General features: G+C 25.9%; 18 protein-coding genes. 15 read left to right on the top strand and 3 right to left on the bottom strand.

Annotated features, from left to right (window positions below):
• Positions 1-46 precede the first annotated feature (46 nt).
• From murF to ligA, 14 genes are all read left to right on the top strand, one after another.
• Positions 47-1,993: a UDP-N-acetylmuramoyl-tripeptide--D-alanyl-D-alanine ligase gene (murF, locus tag ABXT58_RS05515; RefSeq protein ID WP_415303677.1), complete on the top strand. Its 1,947-nt coding sequence runs from the start codon at positions 47-49 to the stop codon at positions 1,991-1,993.
• Positions 1,983-3,068, top strand: a complete 1,086-nt coding sequence (gene mraY, locus ABXT58_RS05510; protein WP_415303676.1) for a phospho-N-acetylmuramoyl-pentapeptide-transferase — start codon at positions 1,983-1,985, stop codon at positions 3,066-3,068. The genes murF and mraY overlap by 11 nt, the downstream gene beginning before the upstream one ends.
• The gene (murD, locus tag ABXT58_RS05505) at positions 3,068-4,339 is read left to right on the top strand and encodes a UDP-N-acetylmuramoyl-L-alanine--D-glutamate ligase (protein WP_415303675.1); all 1,272 of its coding nucleotides are present in this window, start codon (positions 3,068-3,070) and stop codon (positions 4,337-4,339) included. The genes mraY and murD overlap by 1 nt, the downstream gene beginning before the upstream one ends.
• Entirely contained in the window at positions 4,332-5,456 is a 1,125-nt protein-coding gene (locus ABXT58_RS05500) for an FtsW/RodA/SpoVE family cell cycle protein (RefSeq protein ID WP_415303674.1), read from the top strand. Before murD ends, ABXT58_RS05500 begins: the two co-directional genes overlap by 8 nt.
• A complete protein-coding gene (locus ABXT58_RS05495) occupies positions 5,457-6,536 on the top strand; it encodes a UDP-N-acetylglucosamine--N-acetylmuramyl-(pentapeptide) pyrophosphoryl-undecaprenol N-acetylglucosamine transferase (RefSeq protein WP_415303673.1) in 1,080 nt (359 codons plus the stop codon).
• Entirely contained in the window at positions 6,517-7,011 is a 495-nt protein-coding gene (locus ABXT58_RS05490) for a Mur ligase domain-containing protein (RefSeq protein WP_415303672.1), read from the top strand. The genes ABXT58_RS05495 and ABXT58_RS05490 overlap by 20 nt, the downstream gene beginning before the upstream one ends.
• Positions 7,012-7,081: 70 nt before the next feature.
• Complete coding sequence (locus ABXT58_RS05485) at positions 7,082-7,912, top strand: glutamate ligase domain-containing protein (RefSeq protein WP_415303671.1); 831 nt, start codon at positions 7,082-7,084, stop codon at positions 7,910-7,912.
• Positions 7,882-8,820: a UDP-N-acetylmuramate dehydrogenase gene (gene murB, locus ABXT58_RS05480; protein WP_415303670.1), complete on the top strand. Its 939-nt coding sequence runs from the start codon at positions 7,882-7,884 to the stop codon at positions 8,818-8,820. Before ABXT58_RS05485 ends, murB begins: the two co-directional genes overlap by 31 nt.
• Before the next feature lie 2 nt (positions 8,821-8,822).
• Positions 8,823-9,737: a D-alanine--D-alanine ligase gene (locus ABXT58_RS05475; protein ID WP_415303669.1), complete on the top strand. Its 915-nt coding sequence runs from the start codon at positions 8,823-8,825 to the stop codon at positions 9,735-9,737.
• On the top strand, positions 9,718-10,392 hold the full coding sequence (locus ABXT58_RS05470) for a cell division protein FtsQ/DivIB (RefSeq protein WP_415303668.1): 675 nt from the start codon (positions 9,718-9,720) through the stop codon (positions 10,390-10,392). Before ABXT58_RS05475 ends, ABXT58_RS05470 begins: the two co-directional genes overlap by 20 nt.
• Complete coding sequence (locus tag ABXT58_RS05465) at positions 10,392-11,501, top strand: cell division FtsA domain-containing protein (RefSeq protein WP_415303667.1); 1,110 nt, start codon at positions 10,392-10,394, stop codon at positions 11,499-11,501. Before ABXT58_RS05470 ends, ABXT58_RS05465 begins: the two co-directional genes overlap by 1 nt.
• A 64-nt stretch (positions 11,502-11,565) precedes the next feature.
• Positions 11,566-12,486: a UDP-3-O-acyl-N-acetylglucosamine deacetylase gene (gene lpxC, locus ABXT58_RS05460; protein WP_415303666.1), complete on the top strand. Its 921-nt coding sequence runs from the start codon at positions 11,566-11,568 to the stop codon at positions 12,484-12,486.
• A 38-nt stretch (positions 12,487-12,524) separates the two neighbouring features.
• Positions 12,525-13,373: an outer membrane protein assembly factor BamD gene (locus ABXT58_RS05455; protein WP_415303665.1), complete on the top strand. Its 849-nt coding sequence runs from the start codon at positions 12,525-12,527 to the stop codon at positions 13,371-13,373.
• Position 13,374: 1 nt separating this feature from the next.
• Entirely contained in the window at positions 13,375-15,405 is a 2,031-nt protein-coding gene (gene ligA, locus ABXT58_RS05450; RefSeq protein WP_415303664.1) for an NAD-dependent DNA ligase LigA, read from the top strand.
• On the opposite strand, the gene ABXT58_RS05445 is transcribed toward ligA, so the two are convergent.
• Entirely contained in the window at positions 15,388-17,082 is a 1,695-nt protein-coding gene (locus tag ABXT58_RS05445) for a M24 family metallopeptidase (protein ID WP_415303663.1), read from the bottom strand. The two genes, ligA and ABXT58_RS05445, sit on opposite strands and share 18 nt — an antisense overlap.
• Positions 17,079-19,115 carry an ATP-dependent helicase gene (locus tag ABXT58_RS05440; protein ID WP_415303662.1) on the bottom strand — a complete coding sequence of 679 codons (2,037 nt, stop codon included), beginning with the start codon at positions 19,113-19,115 and terminating at the stop codon, positions 17,079-17,081. The genes ABXT58_RS05445 and ABXT58_RS05440 overlap by 4 nt, the downstream gene beginning before the upstream one ends.
• Before the next feature lie 42 nt (positions 19,116-19,157).
• Between ABXT58_RS05440 and ABXT58_RS05435 the strand changes: the two genes are divergently transcribed.
• On the top strand, positions 19,158-20,639 hold the full coding sequence (locus ABXT58_RS05435; RefSeq protein WP_415303661.1) for a hypothetical protein: 1,482 nt from the start codon (positions 19,158-19,160) through the stop codon (positions 20,637-20,639).
• On the opposite strand, the gene fumC is transcribed toward ABXT58_RS05435, so the two are convergent.
• Positions 20,627-22,015: a class II fumarate hydratase gene (gene fumC, locus ABXT58_RS05430; RefSeq protein WP_415303660.1), complete on the bottom strand. Its 1,389-nt coding sequence runs from the start codon at positions 22,013-22,015 to the stop codon at positions 20,627-20,629. The two genes, ABXT58_RS05435 and fumC, sit on opposite strands and share 13 nt — an antisense overlap.
• Positions 22,016-22,059 lie beyond the last annotated feature (44 nt).

The raw sequence follows: 22,059 nt of genomic DNA, 5'->3' as shown, positions 1-22,059 counted from the left end.
ATTTGAAACAAGCTTAATAGGAAAGATTCAAATTAAAAATATTTTAATGGCAATGATAGCTGCAACCAAGAGTAGCTTAAGTTTTAAAAAGATAATTAATACAATTGATAATCTAAAACCAGTAAGTGGAAGATTAGAACAAGTTGGAATTATTAAAAACAACTCAAAAGTTATATTGGACTATGCACACACGCCTGATGCACTAGAAGCATCTTTAAAGAGTTTAAGAGAACAATTTAAATATAGAAGAATTTCGATAGTTTTTGGGTGCGGTGGAGACAGAGATAAAGCAAAAAGACCAATGATGGGTAAAATTGCTAATCAATATTGTGATAGAATTTATTTAACAGATGATAATCCAAGACATGAAAACCCAAAAACAATAAGAAATTCTATAAGAAAAAATATCAATAAATCTAAAATTTATGAGACTTCTAATAGAGCTAATGCTATCAAGAAAGCAATATTTGCAATGAAAACAGGTGATATTTTAATTGTTGCAGGTAAGGGGCATGAAAAAATTCAAGAATATAAAAAAATAAAAAAACTATTTTCTGATCAGGAACAAATATTAAAAAATATTAAAATTAAAAATAAAACACTTTCAAGTAATCTTAAATTAAATATTTTAAAGGAATTGAGTAATTCAAATAATATTTCGTTAAATCTAGAGATTAATAATGCATCAATTAATTCCAAAGTAATTAAAAAAAATAATGTTTTTTTTGCACTCAAGGGTAAACATAAGAATGGTAATTTATTTGTTAAAGAGGCCCTTGCCAAGGGAGCATCTCTAGCAATAGTTAATAATCAAAAAAAATCTAAGAAAAAAATAGTAGTAAAAAATACTTTAAAATTTTTAACAGAAGCATCCTCTATTTTAAGAGAAAACTTATCAAGTAAAATTATATCAATAACAGGCAGTTGTGGAAAAACTTCACTTAAAGAATTAACAGGAAGATCCTTGGGTAAAATTAGTCAAACTACCTATTCTCCTAAATCATTTAATAATAAATTTGGTGTTCCATTAAGTCTATTTAATTTAAAAAAGAATGATGAGTTTGGTATTTTTGAGATTGGAATGGATAAGAAAGGAGAAATTGATTATTTATCTAAAATTATCAAACCTGATGTTGGTGTTATTACAAATATTTCCTATGCTCATATTAAAAATTTTGAAAATATTAAACAAATAGCTTTAGCTAAATCAGAAATTATTAAAAATATAAAAGATGATGGTTACCTTATTTTAAACAGAGATGACAAGTTCTATAATTTTCATAAAAAAATAGCTTTAAAAAGAAATCTGAAAATTCTCTCTTTTAGTTTAAAGAATAAAAGTGCAACAACTAATTTAGATTCAATTTCAAAAGAAAAATCTAAATATAAAATCTCTATAAATATTAATAAAATAAAAAAATACTTTTATTTAACTTCTTTTTTTGAAAATGATCTTAAAAATCTTTTAGCAACAATTACAATTATATCAATTTTTAAAGATATACATAAATTAGATAAAAATATTTTTTATGACCATAAGGCAACTAATGGTCGAGGCGACACAATGAAAGTAAAGTTGTTTAAAAAATTTTTTTATCTTGTTGATGAAAGTTATAATTCAAACCCATTATCATTAAAATCAGCGTTAAAAAATTTTGATATGATTAAAGTTGATAATTCAAAAAAACATGTAGTACTTGGTGATATGTTGGAACTTGGTAAATATTCGAAAAAATTACACGTGGAAATTGGAAAAAATATTAACAAAACATCTCTTACAAATATTAATGTTATTGGTGGGCATGTTAAATGGATTTTCAATAACCTTAATAAAAACAAAAGAGGGATTGTTATTAAAAAGAAATCTCAAATAATTGATTTGATTAAAAACAATTTAAATAATAATGATTATTTAATGATTAAAGGTTCTAACTCAACAGGTCTTAACAGCCTATCCAATCAAATAAAAAGAGGTAAGATTAATGCTTTATAATTTTATTTCTCAATTTGTGGATCAATACAGCTTCCTTAATGTGTTCAAATATCTTACCTTTAGAACGGGGTTAGCGATGTTTACATCGATGATTATAGTCTTATTAGTGGGTACGCCATTTATTAAATTTTTTTCTGCAAGACAAATCTTAGATCCAATAAGAGAAGATGGTCCATCAGAGCATATTGTAAAGAAAATTGGAACTCCCACAATGGGAGGTGTTTTAATATTGTTAGGTTTATTTTCGGGTATACTTTTATGGGGTGATTTATCTAATTATCACATATGGTTTTTACTCTATATAGTTACAAGCTTTGGTTTACTAGGGGCCTACGATGATTATAAAAAAATTGAGTTTAAAAATTCGTCTGGTATTTCATTTAGATTTAAGCTTATTGCGCAAATCTTAATAGCAACAATTGGTATATTTACATTGTCGCAATTATCCCAAAATATTGAATTAACAAATTTATACTTTCCATTCTTTAAAAATTTAATTGTAAACTTAGGCTGGTTCTTTATACCATTTTCGATATTCATAATTGTAGGATCTTCAAACGCAGTTAATCTAACTGATGGACTTGATGGATTGGCAACGGTACCAGTTATATTGGTAGCAGGATGTTTTGCATTTATCAGTTATGTCACAGGAAATATAGTATTTTCAGAATATTTGAATATACCTTATCTAGAAGGCATGGGAGAGGTGGCTATTTTTTGTGGATCAATTATTGGAGCATGCCTAGGTTTTTTATGGTTTAATGCACCACCTGCTAAAATATTCATGGGTGACACAGGATCTTTAGCGCTTGGCGGATCATTAGGTGCTATTGGGATAATCACTAAACATGAAATAGTTTTGGCAATAACTGGTGGCTTATTTGTTTTAGAAGCTGTTTCAGTTATTGTGCAAGTAATATCTTTTAAGCTGACAGGAAAAAGAGTTTTTAGAATGGCTCCTATTCACCATCATTTTGAAAAAAAGGGTTGGCCAAAATCCACTATTGTAATTAGGTTTTGGATTATTGCAATAATTCTTGCAATGATTGGTTTGGCGACATTGAAACTTAGATAATGTTAAATAATTTAAATATTTTTTATAAGAAAAAAATTTTAATTTATGGTCTAGGAAAAAGTGGCTTATCTGTTCTTAAATTTTTAAAGAAAGATAACGAAATCACTACACATGACGATAAAATAAGAGTTGATAGTAAAAAAATAACAAAAATTAAATTTGATTATATAATTATTAGCCCAGGAATAGACATTAATAAATGCAAATTAAGTAAATTTTTAAAGAATAATTCTAAAAAGATTTATACGGATTTAGATATTTTTTATAACCATTATAAGGAAAATAATAAGATAACAATCACTGGAACTAACGGCAAATCAACTACTGCTAAAATCTTATATGAAGCATTAAGGGATCAGAAAGTAGATGTTAGATTAGTTGGCAATATTGGTAATCCAGTACTCTTAGAGAAAAAAATAACAAATAAAACAGTTTTCGTAATAGAGGCCTCATCATACCAGTTAGAATACAGTAAATTATTCAAATCAAATATATCAGTAATTTTAAATATATCATTGGACCATCTTGAAAGACATAAGACTATAAATAAATATGTAAGTGCTAAATTTAAATTAATAAAAAATCAAACCAAAAAAGATTTTGCTATTTTAAATATAAAGAATTTTTATATTAAGAGAGAATTAGAATCTAAAAACTTTTTACCTAAAATAATAAAAATTGAAAAAAATATAGATAGTATTTTCTTAAAAAAAATAAATAATCAATATTTTAATACTGAAGGTAACAAGGAAAACTTAAACTTTATTTTAGCAATTGCTAAAATATTAAAGCTTAAAAAAGTTTTGCTAGTTAAAACATTAAAAAAATTTAAGGGATTAAAATATAGACAAGAAATAATTTTTAAGTCAAAAAAATTAGCGATTATTAATGATTCTAAGGCTACAACTTTTTCTTCATCTATCAGTTTGTTAAAATCTCTAACCAATGTTTACTGGATAGTTGGTGGTCAAGCTAAAAAAGGAGATAAATTCTTATTATCTAAAAAGAATTGTAAAAATATTAAAGCATATATTTATGGAAAGGATAAAAATTTTTTTATAGGTAAAATAAAAAAGTTAATGAAGTATGAATCTTTTATAGATTTAAAAAGTTTAGTCAAAAAATTATTTTCTGAGATTAAAGTTTCTAAAAATAGAACTCATAAAACAATTTTATTTAGTCCATCAGCAGCTTCATTTGATAATTTTAAAAACTTTGAGAAACGTGGGGAATATTTTAATCAGCTTATTAGAAAATATAAAAATGTTTAATTTTATTTCAATATATAAGTTTTATTATGAATGGTGGAAAAATATAGATAAAACAATTTTTATATTAATAATATTTTTATTTAGTTTGGGATTATTTTTTTCTTTAGTATCAACTTCCTTAATTGCCTCTGATAAATTAGACACTAATAATTATTTTTTCTTTTTTAAACATTTGGCATATATTTTTATTGGTATGATTGTTTTGATATTTTTTTCATCTCTTAGTAAGGAAAATTTATTTAAGATTTCTTTTTATTTTTTTTTTATATCTTTATTTCTTTTATTTTTAGTGCCAGTTTTGGGTATAGAAGTAAAAGGATCTAAAAGGTGGCTTAATTTTTTTTTTCTACCAAGATTTCAACCAATAGAGCTAGTTAAACCCTTTATAATTATTTTCATTTCTACAATTTTGTGTAGTGAAAAAAGTTTCAATATTTATTTTAAATATTTATTAACATTCATAGCTATTGTGCCTGCTTGCCTTCTATTAATGATGCAACCTGATATTGGCCAAACACTACTCATCTTCTTAGCTTGGGCTACTTTAGTTTTTATCTCTGGCATAAGTTTGCCAATAATCTTAACTTTTTTTTGTTTTTCATTATTATCTTTGGTTTATGTGGTTTTTTTTATCACTAAATTCGCTTATATCAAAAATAGGATTTTATCATTTTTTAATCCTAATGATGGAACGCATAACTTTCAATCTGATAAAGCAATTGATGCGATTAGTAGTGGTGGTTACTTTGGGAAAGGAATTGGTGAAGGTACTTTAAAAAACAGAGTACCTGAGGCCCACACAGATTATATTATTTCTGTAATATCGGAAGAATTTGGCGTTGTCACAATTGTACTATTATTGACTTTGTTCTTATTTTTTATCTACACCGTATTCAAAAAAATATATTTGGAAAAAAATGAAAAAATTAAATTAGTCTTAACTGGAACTATGTGTTTAATTATTTTCCAAGCTTTAATACATATCGGAGTTAATATTAGAATGTTTCCTACAACGGGCATGACTTTACCTTTTTTAAGTTATGGGGGCTCATCAATTGTAGGTGTATCAATATTATCTGGAATAATATTAAATTTAACTAAAAGAAAAATTGATTAAATGACAAAAAAAATTTTAATTAGCACGGGCGGATCAGGTGGTCATGTTGTGCCCGCAACTATATTGTACGAACATCTAAAAGATAAATTTGATGTATCAATATCTACAGATTATAGAGGCCTAAAGTTTCTTGATAAGGATAAGTATAACCTAGAAACTTTTAATATAATCCCAATATCAAAAAATATTTTTTTACTTCCTTTTCAGTTTTTTTTAATAATTTTTTTAATAATAAAATCTATTTTTTTTTTAAAAAAAAGAAAAATAGATATATTAATTTCAACAGGTGGCTATATGTCTCTGTCTTTATGCTTAGCTTCAAAAATTTTAAATATTAAACTTTTTTTATTTGAACCAAATATGGTTTTAGGAAGATCAAACAAATTTTTTATTAAATCATGCGAAAAAATTTTTTGCTATTCAGATAAAATTAAAAATCTTCCAAAAAAATATACAAGTAAAATCAGTGTAATCCCAGCATTATTAAGAAAAAAATTTTACGATATTAAAAAAGCTGACGGCATCGACAAAAACGTTAATTTATTGATAATAGGAGGAAGCCAGGGAGCAAAGATATTTGACACGATGGTTAAATCTTCAATAATCGAATTATCAAAAAAATACAGTTTAAAAATTTATCAACAGACCAATTCAGTTAATTTTGATGTGTTAAAAAAATTCTACAAAGATAATAATATTGATTGTGAGTTATTTGATTTTAATGGGGATATTTCAAATCTTATGAGTAAATCAAATATATGTATTAGTAGAGCAGGTGCCTCAACTTTAGCAGAGTTAGTCTTTTTAAATTTACCTTGTTTGGCAATACCGTTGCCCACTTCAAAAGATAACCACCAATTTGAAAACGCTTTTTTTTATAACGAAATTGGTTGCAATTGGATTTTAAATCAAAATGAAATCAATGATGAAGCTGTAACACATAAATTGTTTAATATTATAGATAACAAAGACGAACTCTTAGTTAAAAAAATAAATATGAAAAATTTTAGCTATCAAAATACATGGAATAATATAAATCAGAAAATTATATTTGTTATTAATGAAAATAGAACTAGCTAAAACTGAAATTATACATTTTGTTGGAATAGGCGGAATTGGTATGAGCGGTCTTGCGCTGATAATGAAAAGAATGGGCTTTAATGTTCAAGGTAGCGATGTTCTTATTAATAAGAACATTGAAAGATTAAAAAAAGACAAAATTAAAATTAAAATTAAACATACAAAAAAAAATATAATGAGAGCTACTATTGTAGTTATTTCATCTGCTATTAAAAAAAATAACCCAGAGTTAGTAGAGGCCAAAAAAAAACAACTTCCGATTTACAAACGTGGACAAATGTTGGCCAATATAGTGTCTTTGACTAAAAATATTGTTGTGACCGGATCTCATGGTAAAACTACAACAACATCTTTATTGGCATCAATATTTTCAAAAACTAAATTAGATCCAACTATCATAAATGGTGGCGTTCTTAACGCAATTAAAAGTTCAGCTAAACTTGGAAAAAGTGATTGGTGTATATTAGAAAGCTGATGAGTCCGACGGTAGCTTTATTCATGTTCCACCAACCTATTCTATTGTTACAAATATAGATCGCGAGCATATGGATTATTACAATTCAATGAATGATCTTAAAAATTTATTTATAAAGTTTATTAATAAGGTTCCATCTTTTGGAAAATCATTTATTTGTATTGATAATAAAAATAATAATGATTTATTAAAAAAAATAAAAATAAAAAACTTCTATACATACGGTGTAAATTTAAAATCACAATTTCGTATTAAAAATATTAAACAAGTAAAAGAGTTTTCAGAGTATGATTTAGCAATTAAATTACCAGGAAAAAAAAATATAGTTATTAATAAAATTAAGATACCACTTCTTGGGATTCATAATATTTTAAATTCAACAGCAGCTACTGCTGTAGCAGTAACAATTGGAATTTCTCAAAATGTTATTAAAAAGGGATTGAGAGAATTCAAGGGTGTTCAAAGAAGATTTAACAAAATTTTTACATACAGAGAAACTACTTTTTATGATGACTATGCTCATCATCCAACAGAAATTATGGAAGTTTTAAATGGAGTGAGAGCCGCTTACATCAAAGAAGAAGTTATATGTGTATTCCAACCACATAGAATATCTAGATTAAAAGATCTCAAAAAAGAATTTAGCTTATCATTTAAAAAAGCTGATACTGTAATTTTATGTCCAGTTTATGCAGCAGGTGAAAAAATAAAATTAGGATTTAATTACAACGACTTTGCAAAAGAAATAATTAAAAACTCAAAGGTTAAGCTATTTATGGTTAGTGATCAATATGAATTAGCAAAGTTAATAAAAAATACTATTTATGGAAAAAAAATAGTTATTGGAATGGGTGCGGGTACTATTTCAGCATGGATGAGGAAATTACCAAGCTTAATATGATGCCATCAGAAGAACTAAAAAAATTTTCAAATGAAGTTAGTAGTAAAATTTATTTTGATTACAATTTAAAAAAAACAAATTGGTTTAATATTGGTGGTAAAGCTAAAATTTACTTTAGACCCGATAATTTACTTGATCTGATATTGTTTTTAAAACTATTTGGAAATAAAGAAAAAATTCATATTTTGGGAGCAGGATCAAATACACTTATAAGTGACAATACATTTAATGGTGCAGTTATTAAATTAGGAAAAAATTTTTCTAATATTTCAATATTACCTAATGGTGTAATAGTTGCGGGCAGTGCATGCCTGGATAAAAAATTATCAGATTTTGCCTTAGAAAATGAAGTAGGAAATTTTGAGTTTTTAGCGTGCATACCCGGGACTGTTGGTGGTGGACTAAAGATGAATGCAGGATGTTTTAATAAGGAATTTAAAGACATACTGATCTCAATACAGGCAATTGACAAACAAGGTAGAGTATTAACAATACCAGCAAACAAAGTTATTTTTAAATATAGAAACAATGACTTGTCTGATGATTTAATATTTTTAAGCGCCTCTTTTAAAGGTAAAAAAAAAGATAAAGATAAAATTATAAAAGAAATTTTTGAATTAAAAAATAGAAAAGAAAGTACCCAACCAACAAAAATTAAAACTAGCGGTAGCACGTTTAAAAATCCAATTAATCAATCTGATAAAAAAGTTTGGCAACTAATAAAAGAATCAGTATCACTAGATACAAGTTTTGGAGATGCGTGCATTTCAGATAAACATTGTAATTTCTTTGTAAACAAAAATAATGCTAGCTTTAAAGATATGAGTAAATTGATAAAATTTGTTCAGGACGCAGTTCAAAAAAAAACAGGCATTATTTTAGAAAAAGAAATTAAGATACTGGAATAATTATGAAAAAAAGAATTTTAGTACTTTGTGGAGGAATATCCAAAGAACGTTTAATAAGCTTGGATACAGGAAAACAAGTAGCCAACGAATTAAAAAAAAACAAATATAGTGTTATAACTTGTGAACCCGATCACACTTTATTGAAAAATATAAAACTATTTAAACCAGGTATAATTTTTAATGCATTGCATGGACAGTTTGGAGAGGATGGTTATATTCAAACATTTTTAGAAACTCAAAAAATTCCATATACTCATTCAGGTGTGATTGCTTCTTCCATAGCAATGGATAAAGAAATTTCAAAAAAAATTTTTATTAAAAATAAAATATTAACTCCAAAATATATTAAATTAGATTATAAAAAAAAGAAAAATAATATTATTAAAATTATTGAAAAAAAATTAAAATTTCCTGTTGTCATAAAACCAATTAACGAAGGATCAAGTGTACATGTATATATTTGTACTAAAAAAAATATACTCAAAAATTTAAAAATATTAAGTACATATAATCAAATTTTGATTGAGGAATTTATTCCAGGCAGAGAGATACAGGTAGCTATAATGGGAGCTAAAACATTAGGTGCAATTGAACTGGAGCCAAAGAGAAAATTTTATGACTATGAAGCGAAATATAATTCAAGTGCAAAAACAAAACATATAATTCCCGTAAATCTTGGTAAAAAAAACTTGCAAAAAATCACAAATATTACCCGTAAGGCTCATCAACTTATTGGTTGTAAGGGGGTTACTAGATCAGACTTTAAGTTTTATAAAGGAAAATTTTATTTATTAGAAATTAATACACAGCCAGGAATGACTAAACTTTCTTTAGTTCCTGAAATAGCCAACTATGCGGGCATAAGTTTTATACAATTAATTGAATGGATTTTAAAAGATGCATCAATTAATAGATAAAAAAAATAAGATAATAGTGTATTTATTGTTCTTATTGATATTAAGCACAACAAGTGGAAAATTTTTAGAAAATCAAAATAATTACCCCTCTTTAGATAGTCAAATTAATATTGAGGGACTTTCAAGCATCGATAACTTAAAGATTTCCAATGAATTAAAAAATATATTTTATAAAAATATATTATTAGTTAAAAAAGAAGAAATTCAAAGAGTTATAAATAAACATAATATTATAGAAGAGTATAGTGTTAAAAAAATTTACCCTTCAACAATTAATATAATCATAAAGCCAACAAAATTTCTTGCGAGACTTTCTAGTAATGATCAATTGGTTGGAGCAAATGGTAAACTTATTGATGATAAAGAAAATAATGAGATATTGCCCTATATATTTGGACAATTCAATTCTAGCAATTTTTTACATTTTAAAAAAAATATTCTGCAATCTAAATTTGCCTTTACTAACTTTAAAACATTATATTTTTTCCCATCAAATAGATGGGATATTTTAACCACTGATGATATTTTAATTAAGTTACCTCAGGATAATCTTTCTGAATCACTTAATCTTTCCTATAAGATTATAAGTGGTAATGATTTCAAAAATAAAAATTTTATTGATTTAAGAATAAATAATCATTTAATTATAAAATAATGAATAACGGAAATTTTCAAACCTTTTTTGACTGTGGTTTTTCCAAGATAAGAGCAGGTACATTTAATACAAGTAATAATAATGAAGCTTTTTATTTTGAAAGTGAATTTTTTACAGATCAATCAAATTTAGAGTTAAAAATTAAAAAAATTATTACCTCTCTTGAAAAAAACACAAACAAATATATCGATAATATAAATTTGATGATAGATAGTCCTAAAGTGTTGTCAGTTGGTATTTCATTATCTAAAAAGTTTGATGGTTCTAAATTAAAACAGGCAAATATTCAATTCTTAGTTCAAGAGGCCAAACAACAAATATTGAAATATTATAAAAATCATAATATCGCTCATATTATTATCAATAATTATAAAATTGATAGTGTTAATTACTCTTATCTGCCTGATGAAATTAAATGTGATTTTATATCTTTAGATATGCTTTTTATCTGTCTACCAACTGACTTAGTAGTTTATTTCAAAAATATTTTTTCAAAAGCTAATATTTTAGTTGATCAAATAATTTGTTCAAGTTATGCAAAATCAATTAATTATAAAGATGAACTGAATCCAAGTGGGCACACATCATTTATTGATATTGGATTTAACAGAACATCAGTAATCTCTTACTTTAATGAAAAAATTCTCTCCTTAGATGTTTTGCCTCTTGGTGGTAATCATATTACTAGAGATATTTCAAAAATTTTAGAGTTAGATTTGGAAAGATCAGAGAAAGCTAAACGTAATTTTAGTCAGGGCCATAAACTTCCAAATTATTTGAATATTTCAGTAGAGACTCTCCAAAAAATAATTTTTGCTCGAACTGAAGAAATACTTAAATTATGTGTCAAATCTGCAGAGTCAACCTCTCTTACTTCAGTTCGGTTTAAGATGGTATTAATGGGTGAGGGTTCAAAAATACTTGAGAATCAACACAAAGATATAATTTCTATTTCAAATGATATAGATTTTTTAGAGGAAACTTCAGAAGGTATTTGTCAGTCGGGACTTAAATTTACAACAAGGCCAAATAAACAAGAGGTTGTAGTGATACCAAAAAGACAAATAAAACATGGTTTTTTTGAAAAGTTTTTCCATTTTTTTAGATGAAATAGTATTTTCTCGTAACATTTCTTGTTTTTCTTAATTGAGTTCAATTATTTATAAGAATTTCATGTCTGTTTTAAATCAAAAAACCATTAATAAAGATATTACTTTCAAGGGTGTTGGCTTGCATAACGGTCTAGCAGTAACAATGACTGTAAAACCAGCAGAACCAAATTCTGGAATTCTTTTTAAAAGAATAGATCTTAAGAAAAATAACATAATAATACCAAATATATTTAATGTTAGCAGCGCTGTATTCTGCACAACTATCTCAAATGAAACTGGTGCTAGCGTTTCCACAATAGAGCACTTAATGGGAGCTTTATACGGGCTTGGCATTGATAACGCATTAATTGAAATTGATAATCAAGAAGTACCAATTTTAGATGGTTCAGCAAAACTATTTATTGAAGCAATTGCCCAAACTGGAATTAAAAATAGCAATGCCCCAATTAAGATAATTAAGATTGAAAAGAAAATAGAATTCAATGATGGCAATAAAACAATTTCTATTGAACCAAGTAAAATCAGTCTAGATATAGATTTTGAGTTAAAATATGAAAATGAATTAATAGCAACCCAAAGAAATTTAGTTAAAGTTTATGAATCTGATTTAACAGATGTTTACAATTCTAGAACCTTTTGTTTATTTGAAGATATAGAAAAATTGAAAGAAATGGGGTTAGCAAAAGGTGGAAGTCTTGATAACGCAATAGTTGTTAAAAAAGATGAAATTTTAAATGAAAATGGTCTTAGAAATGAAAAAGAATTTGTAAATCATAAAATTTTAGACTGCATGGGAGACTTATATTTGGCTGGTTATAAAATAATTGGAAAAATTATTTGCTCTCAAGGAGGTCACAAACTTACAAATCAATTATTAAGAAAAGTTTTTCAAAATGATGAAAATTTTTCATTAATAGAAATTACAGAAAAGCATTTGCCAAATACTTTTATTAATAAAAGTCATTTAAAGTCTATAGCTTAAAAAATAGAGTTTTACTCACAATCTGCTAGAATAAGATAATGATTTCTAAATTTAAATTTTCACTCATTATAAGCTTGTTTTTATTACTTTACTCTTGTGGAGATAAAACAAAAAAAATATCAAAAATTGTAGAAGTTGATATGGAATCACAAATGTCAAATGCTTACAAGGAGGGTTATATTGAGTTAAAAGCAGGTGATGTTTTATTGGCTGCAAAAAAATTTAATGAAGCAGAACTTTTATACCCTCAGTCCCCTTGGGCACCAAAATCAGCAATTATGGCAGCTTATGCATATTACACGCAAGATTATTATAGTGACACAGTTTATGAGTTAGAGAGGTATTTAAAAACTTACCCTAATCATAAAGATAAAGTTTATGCACATTTTCTATTAGGTATGACTTTTTATGTACAGATAGTAGATGAAAAAAAAGACTTAAAATCAATACTAGATGCAAAAAAACAATTTGAACTAATAATTAAAGAGTACCCCACTACTGAATTTGCAATTGATGCAAAATTTAAAATTAATCTTATTAATGAAATCCTTGCATCAAAGGAAATGTATTTAGCTAGATATTATTTAAATAAAAGCAAATGGATACCGGCTTTAAATCGATTTAAAACAGTTGTTAATGAGTACAATACAACCATTTATACCGAAGAAGCACTTCACAGACTGGTAGAGATCAATTATAAATTAGGCTTAACAGAAGAGTCAAAAAAATATGCCAACACATTGGGTTATAACTATCAATCATCAGATTGGTATAAAAATACTTATAAGGTTTTCAACAAAAACTACAGGGATGGCATTAAAGAATTGCAAAAAGATAAAAAAGAAAAAATAGGTTTAATAAAAAGATTCAAGAGATTATTCGAATAACATGAATGATAAAGATGTAGAAATTGAATATTTAAAAAAGATAGAATTAGTCAAAAAATATAATAGATATTATTATGATAAAAATAAACCAATTATTTCAGATCAAAAATTTGATTTATTAAAAATAGATATAACTAACCTTGAAAAGAAATATAAATTTTTAAAGAGTGAATATTCGCCAACAAAATCTGTAGGCTTTAAACCGTCGAAGAGTTTTCAAAAGTCAAAACATAAATTTCCAATGTTGTCACTTGGGAATGCTTTTAATGAAGAGGATTTAAAAAATTTTGAAAAAAAAATAAACAATTTTTTAAGTTTAAAAGAAATAAATATAATTGATTATAGTGCAGAACCTAAAATTGATGGAATATCAGCATCATTAATTTATATTAATGGAAAATTTACAAAAGGTCTTTCAAGAGGAGACGGTGCAGAGGGAGAGGACATTACACAAAATTTAAAAACCATTAATGATATACCTCCAGATATAACTGTAAAAAACTTTCCAAAAGAAATTGATATTAGAGGAGAAGTGTTTATAGAAAACAATGATTTTAAAACAATTAACGAAAAATTTGCAAATCCTAGAAATGCTGCATCAGGATCATTAAGACAAAAAGATCCAGTTATTACAGCTAAAATACCACTTAAATTTATTGCATATACTTATGGGTACGCTGAAGAAATGAACATTCATAGCCAAACTGATTTTTTAAAAAATTTAAAGATATGGGGCTTTAAAATAAATCCTTTTAATAAAAAAATTTCAGGTATTAAAAACTTAATAAAAAATCATAAAGATTTAGAAGAAAAAAGAAAAGAAATAGCTTTTGATATTGATGGTGTTGTTTATAAAGTTAACGATTTTAATTTACAAAGAAGACTAGGTTTTGCAGCCAATGCACCAAGATGGGCAATTGCACACAAATTTTCTGCCAATAGCTCAATATCTGATATAATAAACATTGAAATTCAAATAGGTAGAACAGGGGCACTAACACCAGTCGCAAAGATTAAACCTGTTAATATTGGAGGTGTAATTGTTTCAAACGCAACACTTCACAATGAAGATGAGATCATAAGGAAAGACATAAGAATTGGAGACACAGTCACAGTTGAAAGAGCTGGAGATGTAATTCCACATGTTATTTCAGTAGATATTAAAAAAAGAAATAAAAACTCAAAAAAATTTATTTTCCCATTGAATTGCCCATGTTGTGGAAGCATGACTGTAAAGGATTATAATGAAGTAACTAAAAAACAAGACGCTGTCAGAAGATGTGTAAGTGAAGGATACGAATGTGAAAAAATTGCAATAGAAAAAATTAAACATTTTGTTTCAAAAGAAGCATTTAATATTGATGGTTTTGGAAAAAAAATTGTAGAAAATTTTTGGAATTTGAAATTAATTAGATTACCACAGGATATTTTTAATCTTAATTTTGACAAAATAGAAAAGCTTGAAGGCTGGGGAAAATTATCAGTAACAAATTTAAAGTTTTCAATAAACCAAAAAAAAAAAATTTCTTTAGATAGATTTATTTATTCATTAGGAATTAGGCATATAGGACAAGAAAATGCTAAAATTATTGCCAGATATTTAAAAACAGTAATAAATTTTTTTAAATTACCTGATGATAAAAATATAGAAAGCTTATCAAATATAGATGGAATAGGTAACACTCAAATTCAATCAATTAAAAAATTTTTTTTAAATAAAACAAACATAAAAGTTTTATCTGAGCTAGGAAGAAATATTAAAATAGAGAATACAGTATTGATAAATAACAAAGGTCTATTAAAAAATAAAACCTTTATGCTTACTGGAAAACTTAATGGAGTTAGTAGAGCAGAAGCTAAATCTTTAATTGAACAGAATTCTGGAAAGATAATTAGCAATGTAAATAAAAAACTTGATTATTTAATTGCTGGTGAAAAACCAACAACAAGAAAAGTTAATATAGCAAAAGAATTAAATATAAAAGTTATCAACCAAAAAGAGTGGATGGAAATGTTAAATAAGACTAGCTAACCATTTTCTTTCTTTTTTATTTAATGAACTTGAGTATTCAGAGTAAATACTTAAATGATATCTAAATAGATAATCCTTTTCAGTTTTATTTAATAATTTATAATTAACTAAATCTTTTTCAATAGGAGCTAATGTAAGATTTTCAAACACTAATTTGTTTTTTAATTTTTTGGTATAAATTAAATTTTCAATTCTGATTCCGAAGTGATTTTTTTTATAATATCCAGGCTCATTGCTTAAAATCATACCTTTTTCAATTTTTAAAGAATTGTGTTTAGAGATTGACTGAGGTCCTTCGTGTACGTTTAAAAAGAATCCAACACCATGCCCTGTTCCATGTGCATAATCTAAACCCTCTTTTTTTAAAAATTTTCTAGCTCTAATATCAATTTTTTTACCAGTATTGTCCTTTCTCAAGTTTGTAAGAGCGACAGCGATATGGCCTTTTAAAACATTAGTATAGGCATTTTTTATTGATTGTTTCTGATTAGTAAAACAAATAGTTCTAGTAACATCAGTTGTTCCATAGCTATATTGCCCACCTGAATCTACCAAAAAAACATCTTTTTTATTAATCTTTTTAGTAGCTATGGTTGTTGCCCTGTAATGAACAATGGCTCCATTCGATCCTGAACCAGCTATTGTATTAAAACTTGGAAATAAATAGTCTTTACTTAGTTTTCTAAATTTTTCTAATTTATTTTGAGCATCTACCTCTGTTATTGTTTTCTTATTTATGTTTTTAATCCAATGAATAAATTTTGTAAGTGCTAACCCATCCTTTTTATGAGCCTTAATCATATGATTAATTTCATATGAATTTTTAATCGACTTTAATTTATAAATTGGGTCATTTTTATCTAAGATTTTAAATTTTGACTTAATTATATTTTCATAAAAAATTGAGCAAGTTTTATTATCAATTATAAATTTTTTTCTTTTTAGGGTGTCAATTAATTTTGTAATATCTTCAATATCAATAACGTTTTTTTTGTTTATTTTTTTTTCTTTAATAATTTTCTTGGCATTATCTTTTTTAGTAATTAAAAATAACTTTTTATTTTTATCTATAATTAATCTGGCATTAGGTATTGGGCTATGTGGATTGTCATATCCTCTTATATTTAAAAGCCACGCAATATTTTCTGGAGCACTAATAAATAAATAATCAGCATTATTTGATTTTAGAAAATTTGTTATTTTTAAAATTTTTGATTGATGTGTTTCACCTGTTATATTTTTTTCTAAAGAGTAAAATGGTTTGGTTTTTTTTTCTTTAAATTTAAATATTTGATCAATTAAATTATCATTAATTGGAATAAGATTATTATTTGAAAAATAATTTTTAATACTTTTTGATGTAAATAACTTTGGATCATAACCTAAATTACAATTCTTAATAATAGTATGAGGCAATTTTTTATGGATTTCAATTATATTAAAATTTCTATCTGACTCTTGTTGCGCTTGAATGGTGTATCTTCCGTCAACAAATAGATAGTTTTTTTTCCTAAGTATAACAGCAATACCTGCAGAACCAGAAAAATTACTAATATTTTTTAATCTGTCATTTTTTGCATACTCAGAAAAATACTCATCATTCTTAGGTATAATATAGCCATCAATTTCAAATTTTTTAAATTTTTCTTTTAAAATTTTTAGTTTATTTTCTATCATTTAATTCTTTTTTGGTACCTTGCCCAACCAGGGCTTCTTTTTCCATCATCAATTTCAAAATCTTGATTAAATTCAAAATCATTATCATCGTCTTTAGACTCATCAAAAAATGAATTTTTTTCTAAATATTTTTCAGGTAACTCATCGATAAACCTAGATGCCATACTGTCAATCCAATTACCTTGATAAAATCTATTCATAGCAAATGATATTAAAGCTTTCTTTTTAGCCCTAGTTATTCCGACATAAGCCAACCTTCTTTCTTCTTCAAGTCCGTTTTGACCTTTTTCTTCAATAGATTTTTGGTGAGGAAAAAGCCCCTCTTCCCAACCTGGCAAAAATACCACATCAAATTCAAGACCTTTTGATCCATGCATTGTCATCATGTTAACTTTTTCCCCATCCCAATCTTGATCTATTGCAGTCGCTAATGCCACATGCTCCAAAAAAGCCTCTAAGTTATCAAATTCTTTCAAGGCATTTAAAAGTTCTTTAATGTTTTCTAGTCTATTTTCGTTTTCTAAATCTTTTTTATTTTTAAGCATGCCTGAGTAGCCAGACTCATCTAAAACTAATTGTAAGAGTTTAACATGATTGATTTTTTTAATATTAATATCATTTCTCCATTTATCAATTAAGAATAAAAAAGAGCTCAAGCCCATTTTTGTTTTTGGTTTGATTAAATTCTGTTCAATTAATTGTTTTGAGGCAATTTCTAGACTTACAGAGTTTAATTTTGAAAATTCATGTATTAATTTAATAGTACTTTCACCTATAGACCTTTTGGGATTGTTTACTATTCTACCAAAAGCCAAATCATCTTTTGGTTGGTGAATTAATCTTAGATACGCAACACAGTCTTTAATTTCCGCTCTTTCATAAAATTTTGTGCCACCTAAAATTCTATAAGGTAGTCCAATTTTTAAAAAACGCTCTTCAAATTCTCTTGTTTGAAATATTGCTCTAACTAAGATTGCTACATTGTTAAATGAATATTTTTTTTTAATTTTTTTTTCTATTTCATCAGAAATTCCTATAGCCTCGTCTTTTCCATTTTTAAAACAGTTTAGTTTAACGAGGTCACCTTCTTCCATTGTGGTTTTTAAAGTTTTTCCAACTCTATTTTGATTATTTGCAATAAGGTTTGAAGCAACTGATAAAATATTTTGAGATGAACGATAGTTTTCTTCTAATCTAATTACTTTTGAATTTTTATAAACTTTATCAAATTCTAAAAAGTTTTTAATTTCTGCACCACGCCAGCTATATATGGATTGATCATCATCACCAACACAACAAAGGTTTTTATGTTTTTCTGATAGCAGATAGAGCCATCTACTTTGAATATAGTTTGTATCCTGATATTCATCTACTAGTATATATTTAAAATTATTTGCATAAATTTCTCTTATATCTAAATTTCTTTCTAAAATTTTTACTACGTGCAATATTAAGTCACCAAAGTCACAAGCATTTAAATCTAATAATTTTTGTTGATAAATTTTATAAAGTGGAAGTATAGTCTTTTCATAGATGTCATTTTTATTGACAATGACTTCGTTAGGATAAAAGCCTTTATTTTTCCATCTATCAATAATAGACAAGATGTATTTAGGAGCTAACTGTTTAATATCTACATTTTCTGCTTTGCAAATATTTTTGATTAATCGAACCTGGTCATCAGTATCTATGATTGTAAAATTAGAGGTTAAACCAGCTGCAGGAGCATGTTTTCTTAACAACTTTGCACAAATAGAATGAAATGTTCCGAGCCAAGATAATCCTATAGCTTCAGAATTAAGAATTGAGCTCACTCTACTTTGCATTTCTTTGGCAGCTTTATTGGTGAATGTTACTGAGAGTATCTGATTGGGAAATGCCTTCTTCTCTCTAATGATATGGGCAATTCTAGAGGTTAAAACTTTAGTTTTTCCAGAACCTGCTCCAGCTACTATAAGTAATGGACCATCAAGGTGTAAAACAGCTTCTTTTTGAGCTTTATTAAGATTTTCTAAATATTCAGAGTTTATCATTTTTAAAATTTCTTTATAAGTTACTAAATTTTAACGGTATTTATGAAAAAAATTATTAAAAATTTTAATAACATAGTTAAAAAGACAATATTCAAAGTTCAGAATAAAACAAATAATAACTTTAACATTAGTGGCTTTAACAAGTATTTAATAACTTTTATAGTCTCATTGTTTGTTTATTTATTTTACTTATTAATACCCATTTTATATGACAAAACATGGCTACAGAGCAATATTGAAAGCAAATTACTTAATGAATTTAAAGTAAATTTAAGCACCTCTGCAAATATTTCATATCGCATTCTTCCAGCACCACACTTTTTAATTAAAGATTCTAAAATCCTAGTAAACGAGGGCGAAAAAATAAAATCAATAGCTGAAATTAAAGATTTCAAAATATTTTTCAGTCAAAGAAACCTCTTTAACAAAGAAAAATTAAATATTAACAAAATAATTATTAATAAGGCTAACTTTTCACTATTAAGAAGTGATCTTAAAATATTAAATGAACTTACAAGTAAAAAATTTTCAAATAAGAAAATTACAATTAATAATAGTAATATTTTTTTCAAAGATAATTTTGGGGATATAATTTCAATTATTAAAGTAGATAAAACAACCTTATTTTTTGATGATGAAAAATTATCAAATTTTCTCAATTTAAAAGGAGAGATTTTTAATATACCTTTTACTTTTGAATTTAATAACAGTAATAATTCTAACGAATATGAAGAGATTAACTTCAACTCAAAATTACTTAGATTAAATATTTTCAATAAATCTAGTACAAAAAAAGAATTAACTTCTGGTAAAAATGCTATTTCGTTTTTAAATTCTTCGATTAATACAAAATATAATATTAAAGAAAAATTAATTATTTTTAAGTCAGACTACTCTAAGTTAGATAGCGCTCAGGTTAGTTATGATGGCGAACTGTCAATTAGCCCATTTAATTTAGATTTAAATATTAATTTAAATAATCATAAAATATCTAAACTATTTGATATAAATCCCGTTTTGTTGGAATTTATTAAATCAGGATTACTATTCAATGATAATATAAGTGTAAATACTTCTGCATATATTAATTCAAATATAAAAAATGAGATTTTTCAAAATGCAAATATTAATTTTAATATTATTAATGGAAAAATGGATTTTAATAAAACAAAGTTTGTTAATAATGATATTGGTTCACTGCAATTTAACAGCAGTAATCTTTTTTTAAAAAATAATGAGTTAGTATTAAATGCTAACATATTAGTAGATATTAAAAATTCTGAAAATCTCTTTTCTTTTCTCAATACAAATAAGTCGTCTCGAAAAGATTTTAAAACTATTTTGATTAATTTAGATTATAATTTTTTCAAGAATAAGATTAAATTTAATAATTTGAAAATAGACAATAGCGATGTTGATAGCCAATTTTTAATAATAATTGATGGTTTTAATGACAATAATCTGAATAATTTAAATAAAAGTAGAAGATTGTTAAATGAGTTATTAAAAGTCTACGCAGGATAGATCATTTTTTTAGGATCTACTATTCGCTCATAGTCTTTTTCTTTAATTAATTCTGTTTTAAGAGTTTCATGTTTTAATGTAGTGCCATTTTTTAAAGCTGCTTTGGCAATTCTTGCTGCATTATCATATCCTATGTGTGGAGCTAGAGCGGTAACTAACATTAAAGAATTATCTAAATGTTCTTTAATTCTTTTTTTATTAGCTTTAATCCCTTTTACACAATAAATAGCAAAGTTTTTTGCGCTATCTGCAATAAGGTCTATTGATTGAAGTATGTTGTGAGCAATCATTGGCTTAAAAACGTTTAATTCAAAGTGTCCATGAGAACCAGCTATTGTAATTCCAGTATGATTACCGATTACCTTAGCACAAACCATTGTTACAGCTTCGCATTGAGTAGGGTTAACTTTTCCTGGCATGATAGATGAGCCAGGCTCATTTTCAGGAAGTATTAATTCACCATATCCCGCCCGAGGTCCAGAACCTAGAAACCTTATATCATTTGATATTTTCATTAACGAAACAGCACAAGTATTTAATGTTCCTGAGAAGTGTACAATTGAATCATGAGCAGCTAATTCTGCAAATTTATTATCTGCCGGTTTAAAAGGTATTTTAGTATATTTGGCAATTTCTTTTACAATTTTTTTATCAAACCCTTTTTTAGAATTAATTCCAGTTCCAACCGCTGTTCCACCTTGTGCAAGAAAATATATTTCTTTGAGAGCAAGCTCTATCCTTTCAATGCATTTTTTTAATTGAACTTGGTATCCCGAAAATTCTTGGCCAAGAGATAAGGGTGTTGCATCCTGTAAGTGAGTTCTACCAATTTTGATAATATTTTTAAATTCTTTAGATTTATTTGCTAATTCTTTTTCTAAAATTTTTAAATTTGGTAATAGTTTAGATATAGATTCTTGAGCTACAGATATATGCATGGCTGTAGGAAAGACATCATTAGTAGATTGAGATTTATTTACATGATCATTTGGATGTACAGGTTTTTTTGATCCTTTTTTCCCACCCATAATTTCAATTGCTCTATTTGCAATTACTTCATTAACATTCATATTTGTTTGTGTACCAGAACCGGTCTGCCAAACTTTTAATGGAAAATTTTCATCTAGTTTTCCCTTAATAACTTCTTCCGAAGCTTTAATTATTGAATTGGTTATTTTTTTGTTAATTTGTTTTTCTTTATAATGAACGAGAGCAGCAGATCTTTTGATAATAGCAATAGATTTTATTATTGAAATATTAACTAAAATTTTTCCAATATTAAAAAATTTATTAGATCTTTGTGTTGATGCGCCCCAGTATTTGTCATCAGGTACATTAACACTTCCAATACTGTCAAATTCTTTTCTTAATTTCATTGATTAATATATAATTAATATTTAATAATTTGTTATACTTATAT

The organism is Candidatus Pelagibacter sp. Uisw_090 (assembly GCF_047717845.1).
In the GTDB taxonomy this organism is placed as follows: domain Bacteria; phylum Pseudomonadota; class Alphaproteobacteria; order Pelagibacterales; family Pelagibacteraceae; genus Pelagibacter.
This window is presented reverse-complemented; position numbering and strand designations above follow the sequence as displayed.